Origin of the sequence: Flavobacterium lotistagni, from assembly GCF_011392125.1 — a bacterium.
Taxonomy (GTDB): Bacteria; Bacteroidota; Bacteroidia; order Flavobacteriales; family Flavobacteriaceae; genus Flavobacterium; species Flavobacterium lotistagni.
In genome coordinates, this window is the sequence record NZ_JAAJBU010000003.1 from 190,764 (window position 1) to 210,760 (window position 19,997).

General features: G+C 42.1%; 20 protein-coding genes. 11 read left to right on the top strand and 9 right to left on the bottom strand.

Annotation, left to right across the window (positions count from 1 at the left end; all coding sequences use genetic code 11):
• Positions 1-52 precede the first annotated feature (52 nt).
• The 4 genes from G4D82_RS05610 to trmB form a co-directional block, all read right to left on the bottom strand.
• A complete protein-coding gene (locus tag G4D82_RS05610) occupies positions 53-1,180 on the bottom strand; it encodes an Mrp/NBP35 family ATP-binding protein (protein WP_166335414.1) in 1,128 nt (375 codons plus the stop codon).
• A gap of 133 nt (positions 1,181-1,313) precedes the next feature.
• Positions 1,314-1,640 carry an MGMT family protein gene (locus G4D82_RS05615; protein WP_166335417.1) on the bottom strand — a complete coding sequence of 109 codons (327 nt, stop codon included), beginning with the start codon at positions 1,638-1,640 and terminating at the stop codon, positions 1,314-1,316.
• A 1-nt stretch (position 1,641) separates the two neighbouring features.
• The gene (locus tag G4D82_RS05620) at positions 1,642-2,268 is read right to left on the bottom strand and encodes a lysine transporter LysE (protein ID WP_166335419.1); all 627 of its coding nucleotides are present in this window, start codon (positions 2,266-2,268) and stop codon (positions 1,642-1,644) included.
• On the bottom strand, positions 2,269-2,943 hold the full coding sequence (gene trmB / locus G4D82_RS05625; RefSeq protein WP_166335422.1) for a tRNA (guanosine(46)-N7)-methyltransferase TrmB: 675 nt from the start codon (positions 2,941-2,943) through the stop codon (positions 2,269-2,271).
• A 99-nt stretch (positions 2,944-3,042) separates the two neighbouring features.
• Here trmB and G4D82_RS05630 point away from each other — a divergent pair, with 99 nt between their 5' ends.
• Positions 3,043-4,107 carry a glycosyltransferase gene (locus G4D82_RS05630; protein ID WP_166335424.1) on the top strand — a complete coding sequence of 355 codons (1,065 nt, stop codon included), beginning with the start codon at positions 3,043-3,045 and terminating at the stop codon, positions 4,105-4,107.
• Here G4D82_RS05630 and G4D82_RS05635 read toward each other — a convergent pair.
• Together G4D82_RS05635 and G4D82_RS05640 are read right to left on the bottom strand one after the other, a co-directional pair.
• Positions 4,072-5,115 carry a sensor histidine kinase gene (locus G4D82_RS05635; protein ID WP_166335426.1) on the bottom strand — a complete coding sequence of 348 codons (1,044 nt, stop codon included), beginning with the start codon at positions 5,113-5,115 and terminating at the stop codon, positions 4,072-4,074. The genes G4D82_RS05630 and G4D82_RS05635 overlap by 36 nt on opposite strands.
• A 56-nt stretch (positions 5,116-5,171) precedes the next feature.
• Positions 5,172-5,858 carry a response regulator transcription factor gene (locus G4D82_RS05640; protein ID WP_166335428.1) on the bottom strand — a complete coding sequence of 229 codons (687 nt, stop codon included), beginning with the start codon at positions 5,856-5,858 and terminating at the stop codon, positions 5,172-5,174.
• A 227-nt stretch (positions 5,859-6,085) separates the two neighbouring features.
• Here G4D82_RS05640 and G4D82_RS05645 point away from each other — a divergent pair, with 227 nt between their 5' ends.
• From G4D82_RS05645 to G4D82_RS05665, 5 genes are all read left to right on the top strand, one after another.
• A complete protein-coding gene (locus G4D82_RS05645; protein WP_166335430.1) occupies positions 6,086-8,869 on the top strand; it encodes a TonB-dependent receptor in 2,784 nt (927 codons plus the stop codon).
• Positions 8,870-9,010: 141 nt separating this feature from the next.
• Positions 9,011-10,243, top strand: coding sequence for a hypothetical protein (locus G4D82_RS05650; RefSeq protein WP_394352282.1), 1,233 nt, complete (start codon positions 9,011-9,013; stop codon positions 10,241-10,243).
• A gap of 99 nt (positions 10,244-10,342) precedes the next feature.
• Positions 10,343-10,666, top strand: coding sequence for a T9SS type A sorting domain-containing protein (locus G4D82_RS05655; RefSeq protein WP_166335433.1), 324 nt, complete (start codon positions 10,343-10,345; stop codon positions 10,664-10,666).
• Positions 10,667-10,771: 105 nt separating this feature from the next.
• Positions 10,772-12,466, top strand: coding sequence for a T9SS type A sorting domain-containing protein (locus tag G4D82_RS05660; RefSeq protein ID WP_166335435.1), 1,695 nt, complete (start codon positions 10,772-10,774; stop codon positions 12,464-12,466).
• Positions 12,467-12,552: 86 nt separating this feature from the next.
• Entirely contained in the window at positions 12,553-13,536 is a 984-nt protein-coding gene (locus G4D82_RS05665) for a LuxE/PaaK family acyltransferase (RefSeq protein WP_166335437.1), read from the top strand.
• Here G4D82_RS05665 and tyrS read toward each other — a convergent pair.
• Positions 13,533-14,828: a tyrosine--tRNA ligase gene (gene tyrS, locus G4D82_RS05670; protein WP_166335439.1), complete on the bottom strand. Its 1,296-nt coding sequence runs from the start codon at positions 14,826-14,828 to the stop codon at positions 13,533-13,535. The genes G4D82_RS05665 and tyrS overlap by 4 nt on opposite strands.
• 113 nt (positions 14,829-14,941) lie before the next feature.
• Between tyrS and G4D82_RS05675 the strand changes: the two genes are divergently transcribed.
• From G4D82_RS05675 to G4D82_RS05695, 5 genes are all read left to right on the top strand, one after another.
• On the top strand, positions 14,942-15,946 hold the full coding sequence (locus tag G4D82_RS05675; RefSeq protein ID WP_166335441.1) for an NAD-dependent epimerase/dehydratase family protein: 1,005 nt from the start codon (positions 14,942-14,944) through the stop codon (positions 15,944-15,946).
• A 50-nt stretch (positions 15,947-15,996) separates the two neighbouring features.
• Positions 15,997-17,130, top strand: a complete 1,134-nt coding sequence (gene hemW, locus G4D82_RS05680; RefSeq protein WP_166335443.1) for a radical SAM family heme chaperone HemW — start codon at positions 15,997-15,999, stop codon at positions 17,128-17,130.
• Positions 17,131-17,241: 111 nt separating this feature from the next.
• Complete coding sequence (locus tag G4D82_RS05685; RefSeq protein ID WP_166335445.1) at positions 17,242-17,454, top strand: hypothetical protein; 213 nt, start codon at positions 17,242-17,244, stop codon at positions 17,452-17,454.
• Between the two features lie 84 nt (positions 17,455-17,538).
• Positions 17,539-18,309, top strand: coding sequence for a cyclase family protein (locus tag G4D82_RS05690; RefSeq protein ID WP_166335447.1), 771 nt, complete (start codon positions 17,539-17,541; stop codon positions 18,307-18,309).
• Positions 18,310-18,311: 2 nt separating this feature from the next.
• Complete coding sequence (locus G4D82_RS05695; protein ID WP_166335450.1) at positions 18,312-18,710, top strand: GNAT family N-acetyltransferase; 399 nt, start codon at positions 18,312-18,314, stop codon at positions 18,708-18,710.
• A gap of 8 nt (positions 18,711-18,718) precedes the next feature.
• Here the strand turns inward: G4D82_RS05695 and rimM are convergent, their stop codons facing one another.
• A complete protein-coding gene (rimM, locus tag G4D82_RS05700) occupies positions 18,719-19,243 on the bottom strand; it encodes a ribosome maturation factor RimM (RefSeq protein ID WP_166335452.1) in 525 nt (174 codons plus the stop codon).
• 14 nt (positions 19,244-19,257) lie between these two features.
• Positions 19,258-19,863 carry a 30S ribosomal protein S16 gene (locus tag G4D82_RS05705; RefSeq protein ID WP_166335454.1) on the bottom strand — a complete coding sequence of 202 codons (606 nt, stop codon included), beginning with the start codon at positions 19,861-19,863 and terminating at the stop codon, positions 19,258-19,260.
• Positions 19,864-19,997 lie beyond the last annotated feature (134 nt).

A 19,997-nucleotide genomic window follows, 5' to 3' on the forward strand; every position in this document is an offset into this window, starting at 1 on the left:
TGTAAGACGGTAAGATTTTAAGACGCATCCTAAAATTCTGCCGTACAACAATCTATTTCTTTACTGCCGAACAGCCGGCCATGGTTGTGATCTTGATGGCTTCAGTCGGTGGCAGGTTTTCGTTTCTGCGAACGACTTCTTGCACTACGTTGCGCGTGACTTCCTCGAATACTTTTTCAATTGGCGAGGCGGTTTGCATGGCGGCAGGGCGACCGTAATCTCCGGCTTCACGGATGCTTTGCACAATCGGCACTTCGCCTAAGAACGGTACTTGTAAATCTTCGGCGAGGTTTTTCGCACCGCCGTTTCCGAAGATGTAATATTTGTTGTTCGGTAGTTCTTCAGGGGTGAAGTAAGCCATGTTTTCGACGATTCCCAAAACGGGAACATTAATACTTTCTGAAAGGAACATGGAAACTCCTTTTTTGGCATCAGCCAGCGCGACGGCTTGTGGTGTACTTACCACGACAGCTCCGGTAATCGGCAAAGATTGCATGATTGACAAATGAATATCTCCGGTCCCGGGCGGCAAATCGATGAGCAAGAAATCGAGCTGGCCCCAATCGGCGTCAAAAATCATTTGGTTCAGCGCTTTGGCTGCCATCGGACCACGCCAGATTACGGCTTGGCTTGGAGCAGTGAAGAACCCAATTGATAAGATTTTGATTTCGTAGCTTTCAATCGGTTTCATTTTCGAGCGGCCGTCGACTTCTACGGAAATTGGTTTTTCAGATTCTACGTCGAACATGATTGGCATCGAAGGCCCGTAGATATCGGCATCGAGTACACCGACTGAAAAGCCCATTTTGGCTAAAGTAACCGCTAAGTTGGCGGTAACAGTTGATTTTCCTACGCCGCCTTTTCCTGATGCTACGGCAATAATATTTTGGATTCCGGGAATCGATTTGCCTTTGACCTCATTTTTCTCAGGCGTTTCTACCTTGATATTGACTTTGACTTTGGCCTCGGGCGAGACCAGATCGTGAATGGTTTTGCGAATATCGTCTTCAGCGCGTTTCTTGATGTGCATCGCTGGGGTGTGCAGCACGAGTTCTACCACTACTTCATCGCCGAAAGTGAGCACATTGGTGACCGCACCGCTTTCGACCATATTTTTACCTTCGCCCGCCACAGTGATGGTTTCGAGCGCTTTAAGGATTTCTTTTCTGTCTAATTTCATTTGGAAAAATCGTTACCGGTTTAATTTTATTTAAACTGATTTTAGATTGCAAAGATAGTGAAGAAGTTATGATGTGAGCAAACGAACAACTGCCAAAGTTTTGTTGGGGTTTTTAGCTGTCAGCTGTAAGCTATTAGCTGTTTGCTACCTCGGGTTTCCAGAAATGCTTCTCAAAATCCACAATTTGGTTATCGACCACTTTGATGCCTTCGCTCTCGAGCAACTGCTGCATTAAATTAGTACCGTCAAAATGGTGCTTGCCCGTTAAGATTCCTTTTTGGTTGACTACGCGGTGCGCCGGAACATCGTCTAGGTTATGCGAAGCATTCATCGCCCAACCGACCATTCTTGCCGAACGTCCGCTGCCTAAAGCCTTGGCAATGGCACCATAAGAAGTGACGCGGCCATAAGGAATCTGCCGTGCCACTTGGTAAACCCGTTCGAAAAAATTGGCTTCCATATTAAGGATAGATCAGTTTGAATAAGGTAAAAAGGGCCATAGCAAGGGTTACAGAGCCAATAATTGTATTGATGTTCTGCATCAGCAGTTGTGTTTTTTTCTCAATCGATTTGAACGCCACTACATAAAGGTAGAACACGGTAAAAGAGCCTAGCACAACGCCCAACACAAAATCAAAAATCTCGTATCGGCCAAAACTAAAATACCCGGAAGAAGCGAGGCTCATTGAGGCAAAAACGTAAAATGGAATCGGCAGAAAATTAATCATAGAGAGCAACATACCAAAGAAAAAACGGTTGGATTTGCCTTTAATCTTGATTTCCTTTTTGGCATTTTTCGGTTTCTTGGCGATCCAGAAAAAGTAAATGCTCAGCCCAAGAAAAATTAGGATGCCGATTTCCTGCAACATGGCAATAATTTCGGTATGGATGCTGATGAACCGAGCAAAAAGAACCGCCAAATAGGTTTGGAAAAAAACAACCACCGACGCTCCGGCTGCAAAACTGATGGCTTGTGAGCGGCCTTCCTGTAGGCTGATTTTTGCCGCTGTCATGTTAATCAAACCCGGGAGGATGACCGCCAGAAAAGCAATGCAAAAGCCCAGAAAAAGCGGTAAGACCAAAGCCATCTATTTGATTTTAAAACGAATATACGTAATTGCCTTGTTCTTTTCCAAATATTGTTTTTCGTAAAAGGTTTGAATAGAGGTCACGATTTCTGGGCTGCCGTGGTTCTTGTATACGTCGTGGTTGGCATACAACACCTGATGGCCTTCGCCGTGGAGCAAACCCAGGGTATAACCGTGCATGAATTCGCTGTCGGTTTTTAGGTTCACCACGCCATCAGGTTTGAGGATTTTCTTATACAACGCCAGAAATTCAGCGTTGGTCATTCGGTGCTTGGTGCGCTTGTATTTGATTTGCGGATCGGGGAAAGTAATCCAAATTTCGTCTACTTCGCCCGCAGCAAAAAGGTGGTCGATGAGTTCAATTTGCGCGCGCAGAAAAGCTACGTTGGGTAAGCCGTTTTCGATGGCTGTTTTGGCTCCACGCCAGAATCTGGCCCCTTTAATGTCGATGCCGATGAAGTTGGTGTTTGGGTCGCGCTCGGCCATGCCCACCGAATATTCGCCTTTGCCACAACCGAGTTCGAGTACCAACGGATGGTTGTTTTTAAAGAAATCCTTGTTCCAGTGGCCCTTTAGTGGAAAATTTCCGGAGATGACTTCCTCGCGCGAAGGTTGGAAAACGTTCTGGAAGGTTTCATTTTCCTTAAATCTTTTTAGCTTATTTTTACTTCCCACGATATTATTTAATGTTTTGGCAAAATTAAGGAAATATACAAGATGCGGAATGTTTTTATTTTGCGTCGTTTTTAAGTTGATGTTGCTGAATTTCTTCTGATGGAAAAGAACGTTTTAGTTGCCCCGCTTAATTGGGGTTTGGGTCACGCCACACGCTGTATTCCGATTATTCGGGCGCTGGTGCAAAACCAATATACGCCGATTTTGGCCTCCGATGGCGAAGCTTTGGCGTTATTGCGCAAAGAATTTCCAACGCTCAAAACACTCGAATTGCCATCCTACGAAATTGAGTATCCCAAAGACGGGCAAGACTTCAAGTGGAAAATGTTGCGCCACCTGCCCAAGATGTACGAAGCCATTCTTGAAGAAAAGAAAATCGTTAAGCAATGGGTGAAAGAACACAATTTGGTTGGTATTATTTCAGACAACCGCCTTGGGGTTTACCACAAAAAAGTGCAATCGGTTTTTATCACGCACCAACTCAACGTCTTGAGCGGAAACACGACTTGGTTCTCTAGTCAATTGCACCAGCGCATCATTAAGAAATTCGACGAATGTTGGGTACCGGATCTCGAAGAAAAGCCGAATCTTTCCGGAAAACTCGGCCATCTGAAAAAGTCGCAGCCACACATTAAGTATTTAGGGCCACTGAGTCGATTGGAGCAAAAAGAAGTTCCGCCGCAATACGATTTAATGGTCATTTTGTCTGGGCCTGAACCACAACGCAGTATGTTTGAACATCGGCTTCGCGATCAAATTGACACGTTTCAGGGAAAGGTAATTTTTGTGTGCGGGAAGATGGCCTTGCAGCAATCCAAAATCCAGATTGAGCATGTAACGTTCTATAATTTCATGACTTCGGAGCAATTGGAACAAGCCTACAACCAGAGCAAAATAGTACTGTGTCGCTCGGGTTATACTACCATCATGGATTTGGTAAAACTGCGCAAGAAGGCTTTTTTAATCCCGACGCCCGGACAATTCGAACAGGAATATTTAGCTAAAAGATTGAAGAAACACGGCGTATTTCCGTCTTGTAAGCAGGAAGATTTCAGCTTTGACAAATTACTCGAGTTAGACTTGTATCAAAAGCCGACTTTTCTAACCGAACCGATTCATTGGAAACAATTATTCTGCCTTTTCGAGCGTGAAGGAGAACTCTGAGCCTTTGCCAAACTCACTCTCTACATAGATTTTCTCGTTGTGCGCCTCAATGATGTGCTTCACAATCGACAATCCTAAACCCGAACCGCCTTCACTGCGAGCGCCACTTTTGTCGACGCGGTAAAAACGTTCAAAAAGCCTCGGAATATGTTGTTTCTCGATGCCTTCACCGTCGTCTTTAATGCGAACGATGACTTTCTTGTCGGTCAGGCTTTCGATACTGACTTCGGTCGAGCCTTTCTCTTTGCCATATTTGATGGAATTCATCACCAAGTTGATGAGCACTTGCTCTATTTTTTCACTGTCGGCCGATACCATGATGGGTTTGTGGTATTTCATATCGAACAGCAGTAGGATGTCTTTTTTGGAAGCTTCCATTTCGAGCAGATCAAAAACGTTCTGTACTAATCTGACGATATCGAACGAATGGATTTCGAGGTTCAAATCGCCGAGTTCGAGTTTGGAAATCATGTCTAAATCTTGCACGATATAAATCAAGCGCTCGACTCCTTTTTCTGCGCGTTGCAAATATTTCTTGCGAATTTGTTTGTCGTTCATCGCACCGTCAAGCAAGGTAGAAAGATAGCCTTGAACCGTAAATAGCGGGGTTTTTAATTCGTGCGATACATTGCCGATAAATTCCCGACGGTACTCCTCACGCACTTTGAGCATTTCAATTTCTAGTTTTTTATCGGTGGCGAATTTCTGTACTTCGCGGGTTAACGTTTCCATATCAGTAGTGATGGGCTGGCTACGGAAAGTAGTAGATTCGAGCAATGACACATCGTCATAAATCTTTTTGACCCTTCGATAAATAAAATGTTCTGCACGGTACTGAATAACAAAAAACGCGAAGAAAGCCACAGCGATGGCAAAACAGCAGCAGAACAGCCAAGAAAATTCGAAGAAAAAGTAAGTCAAAAAAGCCACAACACCCGTAGAAAAAAAGGTGATGTAGAGCGCCGAGATACCGGCAAAAGTATAAGTCTTTTTAAATTTAACGCCCATTTTGCAGTTGGTCAGTGGCCCGAAATTGCTTCAAAGATAGCTTAAAAACTACTTCCTTACACTTCGAATTTGTAACCGACGCCTTTGATGGTCTTGAAGAAATCGTCGCCGATTTTCTCACGCAGTTTGCGAATGTGTACATCGATGGTACGACCGCCGACGATGACCTCGTTGCCCCAAACTTTATCAAGGATTTCTTCGCGTTTGAAAACTTTTCCAGGTTTGGAAGCCAGCAAGTAAAAAAGTTCAAATTCTTTTCTGGGCAATACAATCTCGCGGCCATTTTTGATAATCTTATATTCTTCGCGATTGATTTCGATATCGCCTACATTCAAGGTTTCAGCATTTTTATTTTCATCGCCTTTTAATCGTCGCAACAACGCCTTGACTTTACTCACGAGCAATTTCGGCTTGATGGGCTTGGTGATGTAATCGTCGGCGCCGGCATCAAAACCAGCCACCTGAGAATAATCTTCACTGCGTGCGGTCAGAAAGGTAATGATTACTTGGCTAAGCTCGGGAATTTTGCGGATGTTTTCACAAGCTTCCATGCCGTCCATCTCGGGCATCATGACATCCATAATAATCAAGTGCGGCAATTCTTTTTTGGCTTTTACAATCGCTTCTTTACCGTTGGAGGCCGTAACAATTTGATAACCTTCCTGAGATAGATTATACCCGACAATTTCTAGAATGTCCGCCTCGTCATCGACCAGTAAAATCTTGATGTCTTTTTTCTTCATAACGCAAATTAATCTATAAAACCCTGCTGTGGCAGCTAGCTTTCTGCCCAGATGGTTTGGGTTTGCGATTGTAAAAGTAAAGATAAAAGAATATGGTTAAATGCGCTTAACTGTAATTTAATTTGTTAACAATTAGGTAATCTTAAAGCAACCGAAACGTAACAACCCAGTAACACGAACTTTACAACGCAGGCGTTTCTTTGCCGAAAATTTAACATTCCAAAGAAATGAAAACCAAACTGATATTGTTTTTGCTATTTATAGGTGTGATTTCGTTTGCGCAAACCAAAGGAACCATTACTGGAACACTCACCGATAAAGATGCCAACAACGCTACATTACCTTTTGCCAATGCCGCCATCAAAGGCTCGACTATCGGAACCCAAACAGACGAAAACGGGAAATACTCCTTGTCGGTAGCAGCCGGAAACTACACTTTGGTTTTGAGTTTCTTAGGTTACGAAAATGTCGAAGTACCTGTAAATGTTAAGGCTGGAGAAACTATTACAGTCAATAGAGCTTTAGGTTCTGGCAGTTACAAATTAGAAGATGTTGTGGTGAAAGCTACTGGATCACGCGAGAAAGAAACCGCATTGCTCCTAGACCAGAAAAAAGCGGTCGAAATTAAGCAAAGCATCGGCGCACAGGAAATGGCTAGAAAAGGCGTCAGCAACGTTCAGGAGGGATTAACCAAAATCACCGGAGTATCCAAAACAGAATCGCGCGGATTGTTCGTTCGTGGGTTGGAAGAGCGTTACAACAACCTCTTGATTAATGATTTACAGGCACCCTCGAACAGCCCTTTTAAAAAGATTATCCCATTGGATTTGTTTCCTACTGATATTGTTGGGGTACTCAATGTTTATAAAACTTTCAACCCCAATATTCCCGGTGACTTTGCTGGAGCGACCATTAATATTGAAACGTCGCAGCCTAGAGCCAGCCTAACCAAAATCAGCACGAGTTTGGGTTATACTACCAATAACAACGGCCGCGATTTCTTAATTTCTGAAGATGCCAACACCACACAAGGGTTTTTAGGATTGCTTCAGAAAGACCGAGAACTTCCAGCTGCTTTTGGCGGCGTGCCTTCCGGAAAAATTCTTACACCAGAACAGTACAATTCTTCAAGCAAACAAAATTCGTGGGACGTTGATAATTCAACCAGCCCGATCAATTCTGGTATCGGATTTTTGCACACCGAGAAATTCAGTTTAGATAAGAACCGTTCAGTGAGCTACATTTTTTCGTTGAACGCTGAAAACAAATACCAAGTGCTGGAAGGTATCGACCGTACGTTCAATCAAGGACAAGGCAACTATGACAATAATTTCAAAACCTCGAAATATAATTACACGACTTCACTTTCAGGTTTGGCAGGTGTGAAATATAAATCAGAGCGTTTTGATGTGGCTTTCAATTCGTTCTTACTTCGCTCCACCAGCAGCACCATTCAAGACCAATTGGGTTATAAGAACAGTTTGAACACCAACCCGAATGTTTTGATTCGACTCAATCAATTCGAAGAGACTAAATATTGGAACAACCAAATTTTGGCCAATTACAAACTTACAGCTAATGGCAAACACGCTTTAAAAGGTGGATTTTCGATGGTAAAAACTACCTACAATTTGCCAGACAGAAAAGTAATCACCGGCGAGAAAATCAATGAGAATGAAATTATCACCACTTATGGTGCGGATAATTTAATCCGTCAGTATTTTGATGTGTCGGGCAATCGTTTCTTCTCAGGCATGCTAGAATATGCGGTAAAGCTCAAAGAGAAAGACAACGGTAAAGACACTAAACTAACACTAGGTTACAACGGAATGAGTCACGAAGAAATTTCATCTTACCGTTTTGTGTTTGGCAGACCTTTATTGGCGAATCCTTTTACGGTTGAAATCAACAACATCAGCGAAACTATTCAAAATGATGTAGCCAACGGATTGGTGAAATTTACCGAAGAATCTACCGGAGACTGGCGTTCGAAATTGTATCAAAATGTGCAATCGGGCTATGCCAACTTGTTTTTGAATGTAGCCCAAAAATGGGATATCAACGGAGGAATTCGAGTAGAGCAATCCCTGCGTGAGATCAAATACCGTCAAACCGGCGATGCTTTCGACGCAAATTATCGCAAACTCAAAAAAGACAAAGTCGATGTATTGCCTTCGCTCAACGTAAAATATGCGGTAACTGAAAAAAACAATTTGCGTTTTGCTGCATCGAAAACCATCACACGCCCGACTTCTATAGAAATTCTTCCGGTGAATTTTGTTAATCCTGACGGAACCGTAGAAATCGGAAACTCGAAAATTGAAAACAGTGACAATTTGAATTTCGATCTGAAATATGAAATGTTCCCAGAGAACAACCAACTTTTTGTGGTCGGTTTGTTCGGAAAGCAAATCCAGAATCCGATTGAGCGAATATTTATCCCAACAGCTAGTAGTGGTGGTCAAATCATCACTTATGCCAATTCTAAAAGTGCTTTATTGTATGGAGTTGAACTCGAAATGATTTTGCCTTTGAACAAACTCAGCGCGGTCTTGAACAATTTTTCTTGGGGCTTCAATACTTCAATCATGAAAAGTGAAGTAAAGGTGGATCGCGTTAAAAATCCATTGGAAAACAGCAGTTCCAGAGCTTTACAAGGCGCGTCCAATTGGCTCGTGAATTCAGATTTGAAATATGAGTTCAAATTCAATGAAGACATGAAAAACACGATTTCATTGGTTTACGGAGTGGCTGGCGAAAGAATTTATGCAGTTGGAACTGCAGGAATCGACCATATCTATGAGAAGCCGTTCCACAAACTCGACTTTGTTTGGTCAAGTAAATTATCGAAAAACATCGAAGCGAAACTAGCCATCGACAACATCCTGAATCCAAGTTTCAAAAGAGAACTCGGCGATGAAAGCCAGCAGACCATTACCGAGAGTGATTTGACCGTGCGTGAATTCAAAAGAGGCACCGGATTTTCATTAGGCATCAATTACACCTTCTAAACTTTAGGTTAAGAAAACGTTTGTGTTTTAACGCAGACTTTACATTCACTTGACGCTTTTATAATCATAATGCAATGTTGGGTTAACAGCTTTAATAAAACGAGAAATTATTTTTGCTCAACAACTTAAACGATATTCAAAATGAAATCGAGAATTCAACAATCTCAAAAACTAAACTCAAAAATCATGGGTAAAAATTTACTTCTTAGTCTAGCTGTAATGGCTGGCATCTTCACTTCTTGTTCTTCGGATGACGAAAGTTCAAGCAGCACTCCAACGCCTACCGGAGAAATTTCTGGAGATTTTGGCGCGAACAGAGTTTACGTTAAAGGGAATTATACATTAAAAGGTACAGTTCGAATCAAATCTGGAGTGACAGTTACTTTTGATGCGGGTTCAGTAATCACTGCCGATGTAACCGATGGCGTTGATGCGCTAGTGATTGAAAATGGCGGAAAAGTGCTCATGAATGGTACTGCTGCCGACCCGATTGTTTTCACTCATACTACAAAAGTTCCTGGTTCTTGGGGTGGAATTATTATGTATGGAGATGCTCCGATTGTAGGTGCCAGTGGTGTAGCTTCTGCTACTTCAGAAGATGGGCTTACTAGTTCAGTTACTGGAACTGCGTACACTTATGGCGGAAGCAATGCGGCTCACAACGGCGGAGTTTTGCGTTATGTTCGCGTGGAGTATGCTGGTAAAAAAATCACTGATGGAACCAGCGAAATGAATGGTTTCTCGTTTTATTCAGTTGGTTCAGGAACGGTTTTAGAGAATTTAGTTTCATATAAAGGTGCTGATGACGGTTACGAATTTTATGGCGGAACGGTAAGCGCAACCAACCTTATTTCTTATGGAAACAGCGACGATTCGTTTGACTGGCAAGACGGCTGGCGCGGACAATCCAATAGCAATTGGTATGCTTCACAAGTAGGAACCGGAAACTTTGGAATGGAAATAGAAGCTAAAAGTGTCAATAACGATTTTTGGCCTAAAATCAACAATATCACTTTAAAAAGAGCTGCCGGTACCGTTACAGAAGGTGGAAGTTCAGCGGCAGAATACGATGCTATCCAATTCAAAAAGCAAGGAAACGGAGAATTCACCAACATTGTAATCTCAGGTTACACTACAGCCGGAGCTACAGCAGTAAGAATTCAAGATGCGGCTACCAACAATGATCAAGTCAACGGACACAAAATCAAATTGATTAATGTTAAAATCAACGATGGCACACCTCAATATACTGGAGCCAGTGGTATTACCCCAGTATTTGCAGAAGCAGATTACACCTTGAGCAGCACAGCTACCGGAGCGACAATCACTTCAGGAGCTTGGACCATCGTAGAGGGCGTGAATTTATTGAACTAATTTTCAAATGATCATAAAAAAACACCTCTAATTTCAGAGGTGTTTTTTTATGATTTTGTTTTAATTTTAATTTCTATCTTTACCGCATTGAATTTTACCATGAAGAAAAATTACCTTTATACAATTGCCTTGGGGCTTTGTTTGTTCTCGCTGAAGGTTTCGGCGCAGGATAACAGACCCACAGTTACAGGCGCAGAGGTTTTGGGTTTTTACCCGAATCCGGTCAATACAGGTAAAATCTTCATCACTTCAAAAACTTCTTTAGACAAAGACATCACAATTTTCGATGTTCTTGGGAAAAAAGTTTTACAGGCGACTATCAATGCGAAAGAGCTTTCCATTGCAAGCCTATCTCCAGGGGTTTATATCATTAAAATCCGCGAAGGAGAAGCGACAGCTACTAGAAAGCTGATTGTTAAGTAGTTGTTTTTTTAACAACCAATTTCTTTGTCTTTAATTTACCTTAATTTATTTTCTTCATAGGAAATACTTCCTATATTTGTAGTCTTGAATTTTAAAAACTTAAAAATGAAAAAACTTTACATTTTACTATTATCAGTGGTAAGTGCTGCGTCTTTTGGACAGACTTTTTACGCTGAGAACATGGGAACTCCATCAGGAACGACAGCCATTGCTGACAATGTTTTCCAAAATTCAGCGCCTATCGCTTATTCAGGAACTGGTGATGTTAGAGCTTCATTGCCTTCTTCGGGTTATAACGGAGCTACTGGTGCCGGAAACGTATTTATCAACGCTGTTGACGAGTACTTCCAAATCGATGGTTTGAATACTGCACCTTACAACACTGCTGATATCCAATTGTCATTCGGAATTAATACCCCAAGCCCAGTAACCAATGTGTTAACAGTAGAAGTAAGTACTGATGCCACCAACTGGACGCCAATTACTTACACACCTTCAGGAACAGGTTGGACATTAGCTACAGTTAGCGGAGGTGTGATTCCATCATCTGCAACGCTTTCTATCCGTTTCAAATCCACTTCTACAGCACAATTTAGACTTGATGATATTAAGTTGAGCAACGTTTCTGCTTCTTGTACTTTAGTACTAGGAACTGCAACTGCAGTTTGCGATGGATATAATTTAGGTATAGATACTTATACGGTAACCATTCCTTACACCGGTGGTGGTAATGCCGCTTACACTGTTACACCAAATGTAGGAAGTGTTGGAGGAGATAGCCCTTCTTCTGTAGAAGCCGGAAACATTGTAATCACAGGCGTTCCAGAAGGAACTGCTTTCTCAGCTACAGTTATTGGAGGCACTTGTAATTTAAGTGCTGGTGTTGCTTCTCCTGAGTGCAAGCCAATAAATGCTTTGCCAATGAGAGATCGATTCAACTATGCTGAAGGAAGTTCTCTAGGTGCTCAAGAACAATGGACCAACATCAATTCAGGGGATAATATCTTGGTTGCTGCTGGAAGTTTGAACTATCCTAACGCAACTTCAGCAGGGAATTCGGTAACTTTTACAGGTTCAGGAATTGACTGTTACTCGCCATTTACATCAACTACTGAAGGAACTATTTATGCTTCATTCATGATGAATGTAACTGATTTGGCTGCGTCTGTTGATGCTGCGGAAACTTATTTTGCTGCATTTACTGATGCTTCAAGATCTTTCAAAGCGCGTATGTTCTTTAAAAGAACCGGAACACAATACCAATTGGGTCTTGATGCACCATCATTTACAACAAATTATGATGCTACATTAAGAAATATTGGTGATGTAGTATTTGTAGTAATGGGTTATGATTTTGCTTCTAACACTTTAAGTGCATGGATCAATCCTGATTTGACTTCATTTAGTGCCAGCACTCCAGCATCTTTAACTGCCACTCCTGCTACTGCAATCACTCAAATTGGTGGTTTCATCTTGAGACAAGACAACAATGCTACGCCAACAATGATTATCGATGAATTGACTGTGGCTACAACAACAGCGCAATTATTGACCGTAAAACAAAACGAAATTCCTGGTTTGAGCGTTTATCCTAACCCAGTGACTAGAGGCGTATTGTTCATCAACACTCAAGCAAACGCTGAGAAAAACGTAGCCATCTATGACATCTTAGGAAAACAAGTTTTGAATACCACTACAGCAAGCAACGAAATCAATGTGGCTTCATTGAAATCGGGTGCTTACATCCTTAAAATTACTGAAGCCGGTAAAACTGCTACCAGCAAATTGATGGTGAAGTAATTCTCACTTAAACATATTAAAAAAGCCTTGGCGAAAGTCAGGGCTTTTTTTATGGGCATATTGCTTATTTTTACAAAAAATTCCACTTGATTTCCCCAGCCGACATATTCTCGATTTCTACCCAAAAGCAATTTGAAAAAATGGCGCTGAAAGTGTTCCGTTATCAATACGAAAACAACGAGGTCTATCGGACTTTTTGCGATCATTTGAAAACAGACAAACAGGCCGTCAAATCACTTGAGCAGATTCCGTTTTTACCGATTCAGTTCTTTAAAAGCCACGAGGTGGTGTCTGGAAATGAGCCAATACAACAAATTTTTACCAGCAGCGGAACCACAGGAACCACCACTAGTAAACACTTAATTTCGGATTTATGCTGGTACGAGGAAAGTTATCGTCAAGGATTTTCTCGCGCTTATGGCAACATCGAAGATTATGTAATTCTGGCGCTGCTTCCGTCTTATCTTGAGCGCGAAGGTTCGTCGTTGATTTATATGGTCGAGGATTTAATTCGTTTGAGCCAAAATCCCGACAGCGGTTTTTATTTGCGCAATGATCAGGAGTTGATTTCAAAGTTGATTTCCTTAGACCAAGCCGGACAAAACGTAATTCTTATTGGCGTTACCTATGCACTACTGGATTTAATCGAAAAGCAGACCTACCGGCTTAACCATACTATCATCATGGAAACCGGCGGCATGAAAGGCAAGCGCAAAGAACTCATTCGGGAGGATTTGCACCGGCAACTTTGTGAAGGTTTTGGCGTGAATGCAATACATTCCGAATATGGCATGACCGAGCTTTTATCGCAAGCGTATTCGTTAGGCGATGGTGTTTTTGAATGTCCGCCTTGGATGCAAGTCTTGATTCGCGATACTGAAGATGCGCTGGCCTATGTCGCGGCTGGCAAAACCGGCGGTATCAATGTAATTGACTTGGCGAATGTGAATTCGTGCTCATTCATTGCCACGCAGGATTTGGGCAAAAAATATCCCAACACCACTTTCGAAGTATTAGGACGTTTTGACCACAGCGATATCCGCGGATGTAATTTAATGGTGATGGGTTAGCATACCCGAAGCACGAAATAGTTTTTCTTGCCGCGTTGCAACAACACAAATTGGTTGTTGATTAAATCGTTTTTGGTAAGTGTGAAACCTTCGCCTACTTTCTCTTTGTTGACCGAAATTGAATTTTCTTGCAGTGCTCTTCTGGCTTCTCCGTTGGATTTTAAAAAACCCGACTTTTCATTGAGTACCAAAACGATATCCATTCCGTTTTCAAGGTCTGTTCTTGCAATTTTTGCTTGCGGCACGCCGTCGAAAACTTCTAAAAAAGTACTTTCGTCAAGTTGTTTCAAATCGTCGGCTGAAGCGTTTCCAAACAGAATATTCGAAGCTTGGATGGCTTTGTCGAGTTCGGTTTTTGAATGTACAAAAGTGGTTACTTCTTCCGCCAGCCTTCGTTGCAATACTCGTAAATGCGGTGCAGCCTGATGCTCTTCTATGAGTTGATTAATTGTTGCCTCATCCAAGAAAGTGAAAATCTTGATGTATTTCTCGGCATCAACATCGGTGGTGTTGAGCCAAAACTGATAGAATTTATAGACCGAAGTTTTATCGGCATCGAGCCAAATATTACCGCCTTCAGATTTTCCGAACTTCGAGCCATCGGCCTTAGTAATCAGTGGGCAAGTCATCGCAAAAGCTTTCGCACCCTCGGGATTCATACGACGCACCAACTCGGTTCCGGTAGTAATATTGCCCCATTGGTCGCTGCCACCCATTTGAAGCAGGCAATTATAGTGTTTGTGTAAATGATAGAAATCGTATCCTTGAATGAGTTGGTAAGTGAATTCGGTAAACGACATGCCTTCGCCTTCACCGGAAAGCCTTTTCTTGACCGAATCTTTGGCCATCATATAATTGACCGTGATGCGTTTGCCTACTTCACGAGCAAAATCGATGAACGAATAGTTTTTCATCCAATCGTAGTTGTTCACCAAAACAGGCGCATTCTCAGCAGTAGAATTGAAATCGATAAATCTCGAAAGCACTCGTTTGATGCCTTCCACGTTGTGATTCAAAGTCGTTTCGTCGAGCAAATTGCGCTCGTCAGACTTTCCGGAAGGATCGCCAATCATTCCCGTAGCGCCGCCCACCAAAGCAATCGGTTTGTGTCCGAAACGGCCCAAATGCACGAGCAAAATAATCGGAACCAAGCTACCAATATGCAACGAATCAGAAGTGGGGTCAAAACCGATGTAAGTGGTCGTCATTTCCTTGAGCAATTGCTCTTCGGTGCCGGGCATCATATCGTGTACTAATCCGCGCCATTGCAATTCGGCTACTATGTTTTTCATTTCAGGTAAATTTTGCGCAAAGATAAAATTTAATGCCAACCGAAGACGGGTTTTTTTGCCCTATTTTTTGCCTGTTGGTACCACATTCGACGATTAAACCTTATTTTTACCACATGATATTAGTAACGGGAGCCACCGGCTTGGTCGGATCACATTTAGTGTTGCAATTACTTGAAAACCGGCAGCAGGTTCGGGCGATTTACCGCAGTGAAAAGTCGCTCGGTAAAGTCAAATCTTTGTTTCAGTTTTATGGGAAGTTGCCGCTGTTTGAGCAAGTCCAATGGGTTAGGGCCGACATTCTCGATATTCCGGCTTTGGAGCTGGCTTTCCACCACATCGAACAAGTGTATCATTGTGCTGCTTTGATTTCTTTCGATCCGGCCGATGAAAATGCGTTGCGTAAAACCAACATCGAAGGCACGGCGAACGTCGTTAACCTGTCATTGGCCTTTGGCGTCAAGCAACTTTGCTATGTGAGTTCGATCGCGGCCTTGGGCGATTTGAAGTCCTACGAAGCAATTATCGATGAAACCACAGAATGGAACCCTGAGGTCGAACATTCTGATTATGCGATTTCAAAATATGGGGCCGAGATGGAAGTTTGGCGCGGATGGCAAGAAGGGCTTTCGGTGCGTATCATTAATCCCGGTGTGATTATCGGGCCGGGGTTTTGGGATAGTGGCAGCGGAAAATTGTTTTCGCAAATTGCAGATGGATTTTCGTTTTACACCAAAGGAATCACCGGTTGGGTAGGCGTGAAGGATGTCGTCAAGAGCCTCATTCAAAGTATGGAAAGTGAGCAAAACGGGCAGCGATATATCGTCGTGGCAGCGAACCAATCTTATGAAATTGTATTAAAGTTAATTGCCGAAGCTTTACAAGTGAAAATCCCGAACCGTTACGCCAAACCTTGGATGACCGAAATATATTGGAGGCTTGATAAAATAATCAGTTTATTGTCTGGTAGAAAAAGAACCTTGAGCCGAATTACCGCGCGCACCTTGCACCAAGAACATCATTATGATAATGCAAAAATAAAGTCGGAATTGGGGTTGGAGTTTCGAACGATTCCGGATTGCATTCTTGAAGCGGCGCAAGCTTTCCAAAAAACTACATAAAGCCAATTTCTAATTGATTGTTTTAAAAACCAATAACAGAAACTACTAGAATGTCTGGCATATACCTTCATATTCCTTTTTGCAAACAGGCCTGTCATTACTGCGATTTCCATTTTTCGACTTCGATGAAAAAGAGAAATGAGATGGTCATGGCTTTGGTCAAAGAACTTCAAATGCGCGCTGGGGAATTTCAAGATGAAATAGTAGAAACGATATATTTCGGCGGCGGTACTCCATCGGTTTTAGATATAGCTGAGTTGAACTTGCTGCTGGATACCATTTATGAAAATTATAAAGTGACTTCAAATCCTGAAATCACGCTCGAAGCCAACCCTGATGATTTATCTTCAAAGCGAATTCTTGAACTTTTACAAAACAAAATCAATCGATTGTCTATCGGAATTCAATCTTTTTTTGAAGAAGATTTGAAATTAATGAACCGCGCCCACAACGCCAACCAAGCCAAAGCCTGTCTAACAGAAGCTACAAAATACTTCAAGAACATTTCTATCGATTTGATTTATGGCATTCCCGGAGCAAGTCACGAAAAATGGCTCCAAAATATTCAAACGGCTTTATCCTTCGGTATTCCGCATATTTCAAGCTACGCACTAACAGTCGAGCCCAAAACTGCACTTAAAAAACTCATTGCAACCGGAAGTATTGCACAACCTAGTGATGAAATGGCGCATGAACAGTTTCAAATCTTGGTTGAGAAACTACAGTCGGAGAATTATGTGCATTACGAGCTCTCAAATTTTGGAAAACAGGGTTATTTCTCTCGGAATAATTCGGCTTATTGGCTTGGGAAGAAATACCTTGGCATTGGTCCATCGGCGCACAGTTACGACGGAAATTCCCGAAGCTGGAATGTTGCCAACAATGCGTTGTATTTGAAATCGATGACACAAAGTAAACTACCTAGCGAAGTTGAAATTCTAACGCAAGCCGATCGCTACAACGAATATATCATGACCGGACTACGCACCATTTGGGGTGTGGATCTGCAACGCATTGAAAATGAATTCGGCACATCGGCTTTGAACTATCTACAAAAACAAGCAAAAAAATTTATCACTGAAGGATTACTTTGCTTGGAGAATAAAACTTTAAAAACCACTCAAAAAGGAAAGTTTTTAACCGATGGTATTGCCAGTGATTTATTTTTGATAAATTTGGAATAATCAACTCCAAGATTTTCAGGAACTTCCTTCTGAACAATGACAGTATCAGCCCAAAATCTAATATTCAATGATGAGAACAGAACAATGAACTAACTTTTAAAAAGTACCATTATGGAAAATCAAACCAAGCCCAGCCTGTATCAAAAAGCGATTAACGAAACCAAGAAACCTGGGTTCTTGAAAGCGCTCACTGTGTTTTTCTGTTGCGTCATTGTCAGTGCTCTCATCGGTTATTTTACCGATTCAATGTCGCTTTCCGCGCCCATAGGTTTAGGTTTAGGTCTGGTATGGATGGGCGTGGCTTATCTCAACCAAGTAGAATAAAAGGGGTCTTATCATGATGCTTTTATTGCGCTGATGGGCTACTATCGGCAAATTTTCTATTTTAAAAACTTGTGAACTCGGTAAATGAAAGCAACCATTACCCATTTAGAACAGACTTATCAAATTGATTTGGCTGCCCCGATTGATGTTTCTATCCCACTGACCAATACTGACCAAAACCCGATTGCGTGGTACATCGACAAGCCTGTGATTGAGCCGGTTCGTTTCGGTGATTGGATTGGAAAAGTCTCCGAAGGCAGCTCATCGACGAATTTCAACAATATTTTTTTCAATCCGCACGGTCATGGCACGCACACGGAATGTTTGGGGCATATCACGCGCGATTTTTACAGTGTGAATCAAGCGCTTAAGCAGTTTTTCTTTACCACTGAACTCGTGTCGATTGCCCCCGAATGGCAAGCCGACGATTGGGTGATTACCAAAATTCAGGTCGAAAAAGCCCTTGCCGGGAAAAAACCACAAGCTATTGTTATCCGCACTTTGCCGAACGACGATTCTAAACTGCACCAGAATTACTCCAACACAAATCCGCCTTATCTAGAAGCGGCTGCGGCTAATTTCATGCGCGAAACGGGCATAGAACATTTGCTCATAGATTTGCCCAGTGTCGATAAAGAACACGACGAGGGGAAGCTGCTCGCACACAAGGCATTTTGGAATGTCAAAAACGTCCATGAACTCAATGCCGATGCGAGAATGAACGCCACCATCACCGAAATGATTTTTGTTCCAGATTCTGTAATAGACGGCAGTTATTTGCTTAATCTCCAAATAGCTTCTTTTGAAAACGACGCCAGCCCAAGCAAACCTATACTTTACGCTATCGAAAGTTAAAAATGATTACCGTTTCTACCGATAAAACCCAACTGGATATCGCTTTTATCCAGCACTTTCTCAAAGATATTTATTGGGCAGCCGGACGCACCATTGAAGAAGTACAAACCACTATTGACCATTCGTTCTGCTTTGGGATTTACCTTGACCAACAGCAAATTGGTTTTGCCCGCGTGATTACTGATTATGTGGTTTTTGCTTATTTAATGGATGTCTTTATTGACGAAAAGCATCGCGGGCACGGCTATTCGAAAATGTTGATCGAGGCGATGATGAGCGAACCGCAACTACAGCAAGTTAAAATTTGGCGACTTGCCACTTCCGACGCACACTTTCTATATGAAAAATTCGGATTCAAAGCCTTGGCACATCCGGAAAAGATGATGGAAAAAATTACCTAACTACTGTCTTACAAGTACATTTCTACTAACCCTTCGGGCAGGTTCATGATGACTTTTTTGCCAGTTCGATCGATTTTGACCAGAAAATGGTCGATAATCGGGATAAGGATTTCCACCTCGCCGTTTTTAACTTCAAATAAAGGTTGGGCCGAACTGTCGTTGACACTTTGAATAATGCCAAAAACACCTAAACGCTCATCTTCTATTTCAAAACCAATAACTTCGTGGAAGTAAAATTTGTTACCGGTGAGCTTGGGTAGCATTTTCAGTGGAAGATACACTTCGTTGCCGATGAGTTGATCGGCTTCAGACTCTGTCTTGACGTCTTCGAATTTCACGCGCAAGAAATCGTTTTTGTGCAGTGCGCTGTGTTCAATAAAAAATGGAATCAGGTTGTTGTTAAAGTCAACAAACACTGATTCCATGTTTTGGTAAGCTTCGGGCTCGTCGGTATCGAGATAAATCAAGACTTCGCCCTTGAAACTGAATTTTTTAGCAATCTTGCCTAAATAGAAACAATCTTTTTTACGCATGATCGCGGCTATGATTAAGCTTCTGCTTCTTCGCTAGCTTCTTCTGCTGCTGGAGCTTCTTCAGTAGTTTCTGCCGTAGCTTCTACTGCTGGTGCTTCTGCTTCTGCTACTGGAGCTTCTGCAGTTTCCTCGGCTGTTTCTTCAACAGCTGCTTCCTCTGTTGCAGCTTCTACCAGTGCTGCTGCGGCCATACGTTTTTCGTTAGCGGCTTTCTCTGCTTTCAAAGCCTTGGCTTTAGCGTCTGCTTGTGCTTTTGATAGGTTTTCTTTCTTGGCAGTTACTTTTCCAGCTTTAGCCTCTAACCAAGCTGCCAATTTAGCATCAGCTTGCTCTTGGGTCAAAGCGCCTTTGCGTACACCACCGTCAAGGTGATGCTTTAACAAAGCTCCTTTATATGAAAGGATAGCTCTTGCCGTGTCAGTAGGCTGTGCCCCGTTGTGTAACCATTGAACTGCACTCTCGAGGTTCAAGTCGATTGTAGCAGGATTCGTGTTTGGATTGTAAGTACCGATTTTCTCAAGGTATTTACCATCTCTTTTTGAGCGAGCATCTGCCGCTACTACCCAGTAAAAAGGTTTTCCTTTTTTACCGTGTCTTTGAAGTCTAATTTTTACAGACATAATCTTATGATTAAATTTTGAGGTACTCGACCTCTGTTAATTGAGGGCGCAAATATACGACTTAAAATGAAAAATACTAATTCGAAACTGATTTTTAAAAGAAAATAATATCCTCATTTTCAAGACTAAATGTA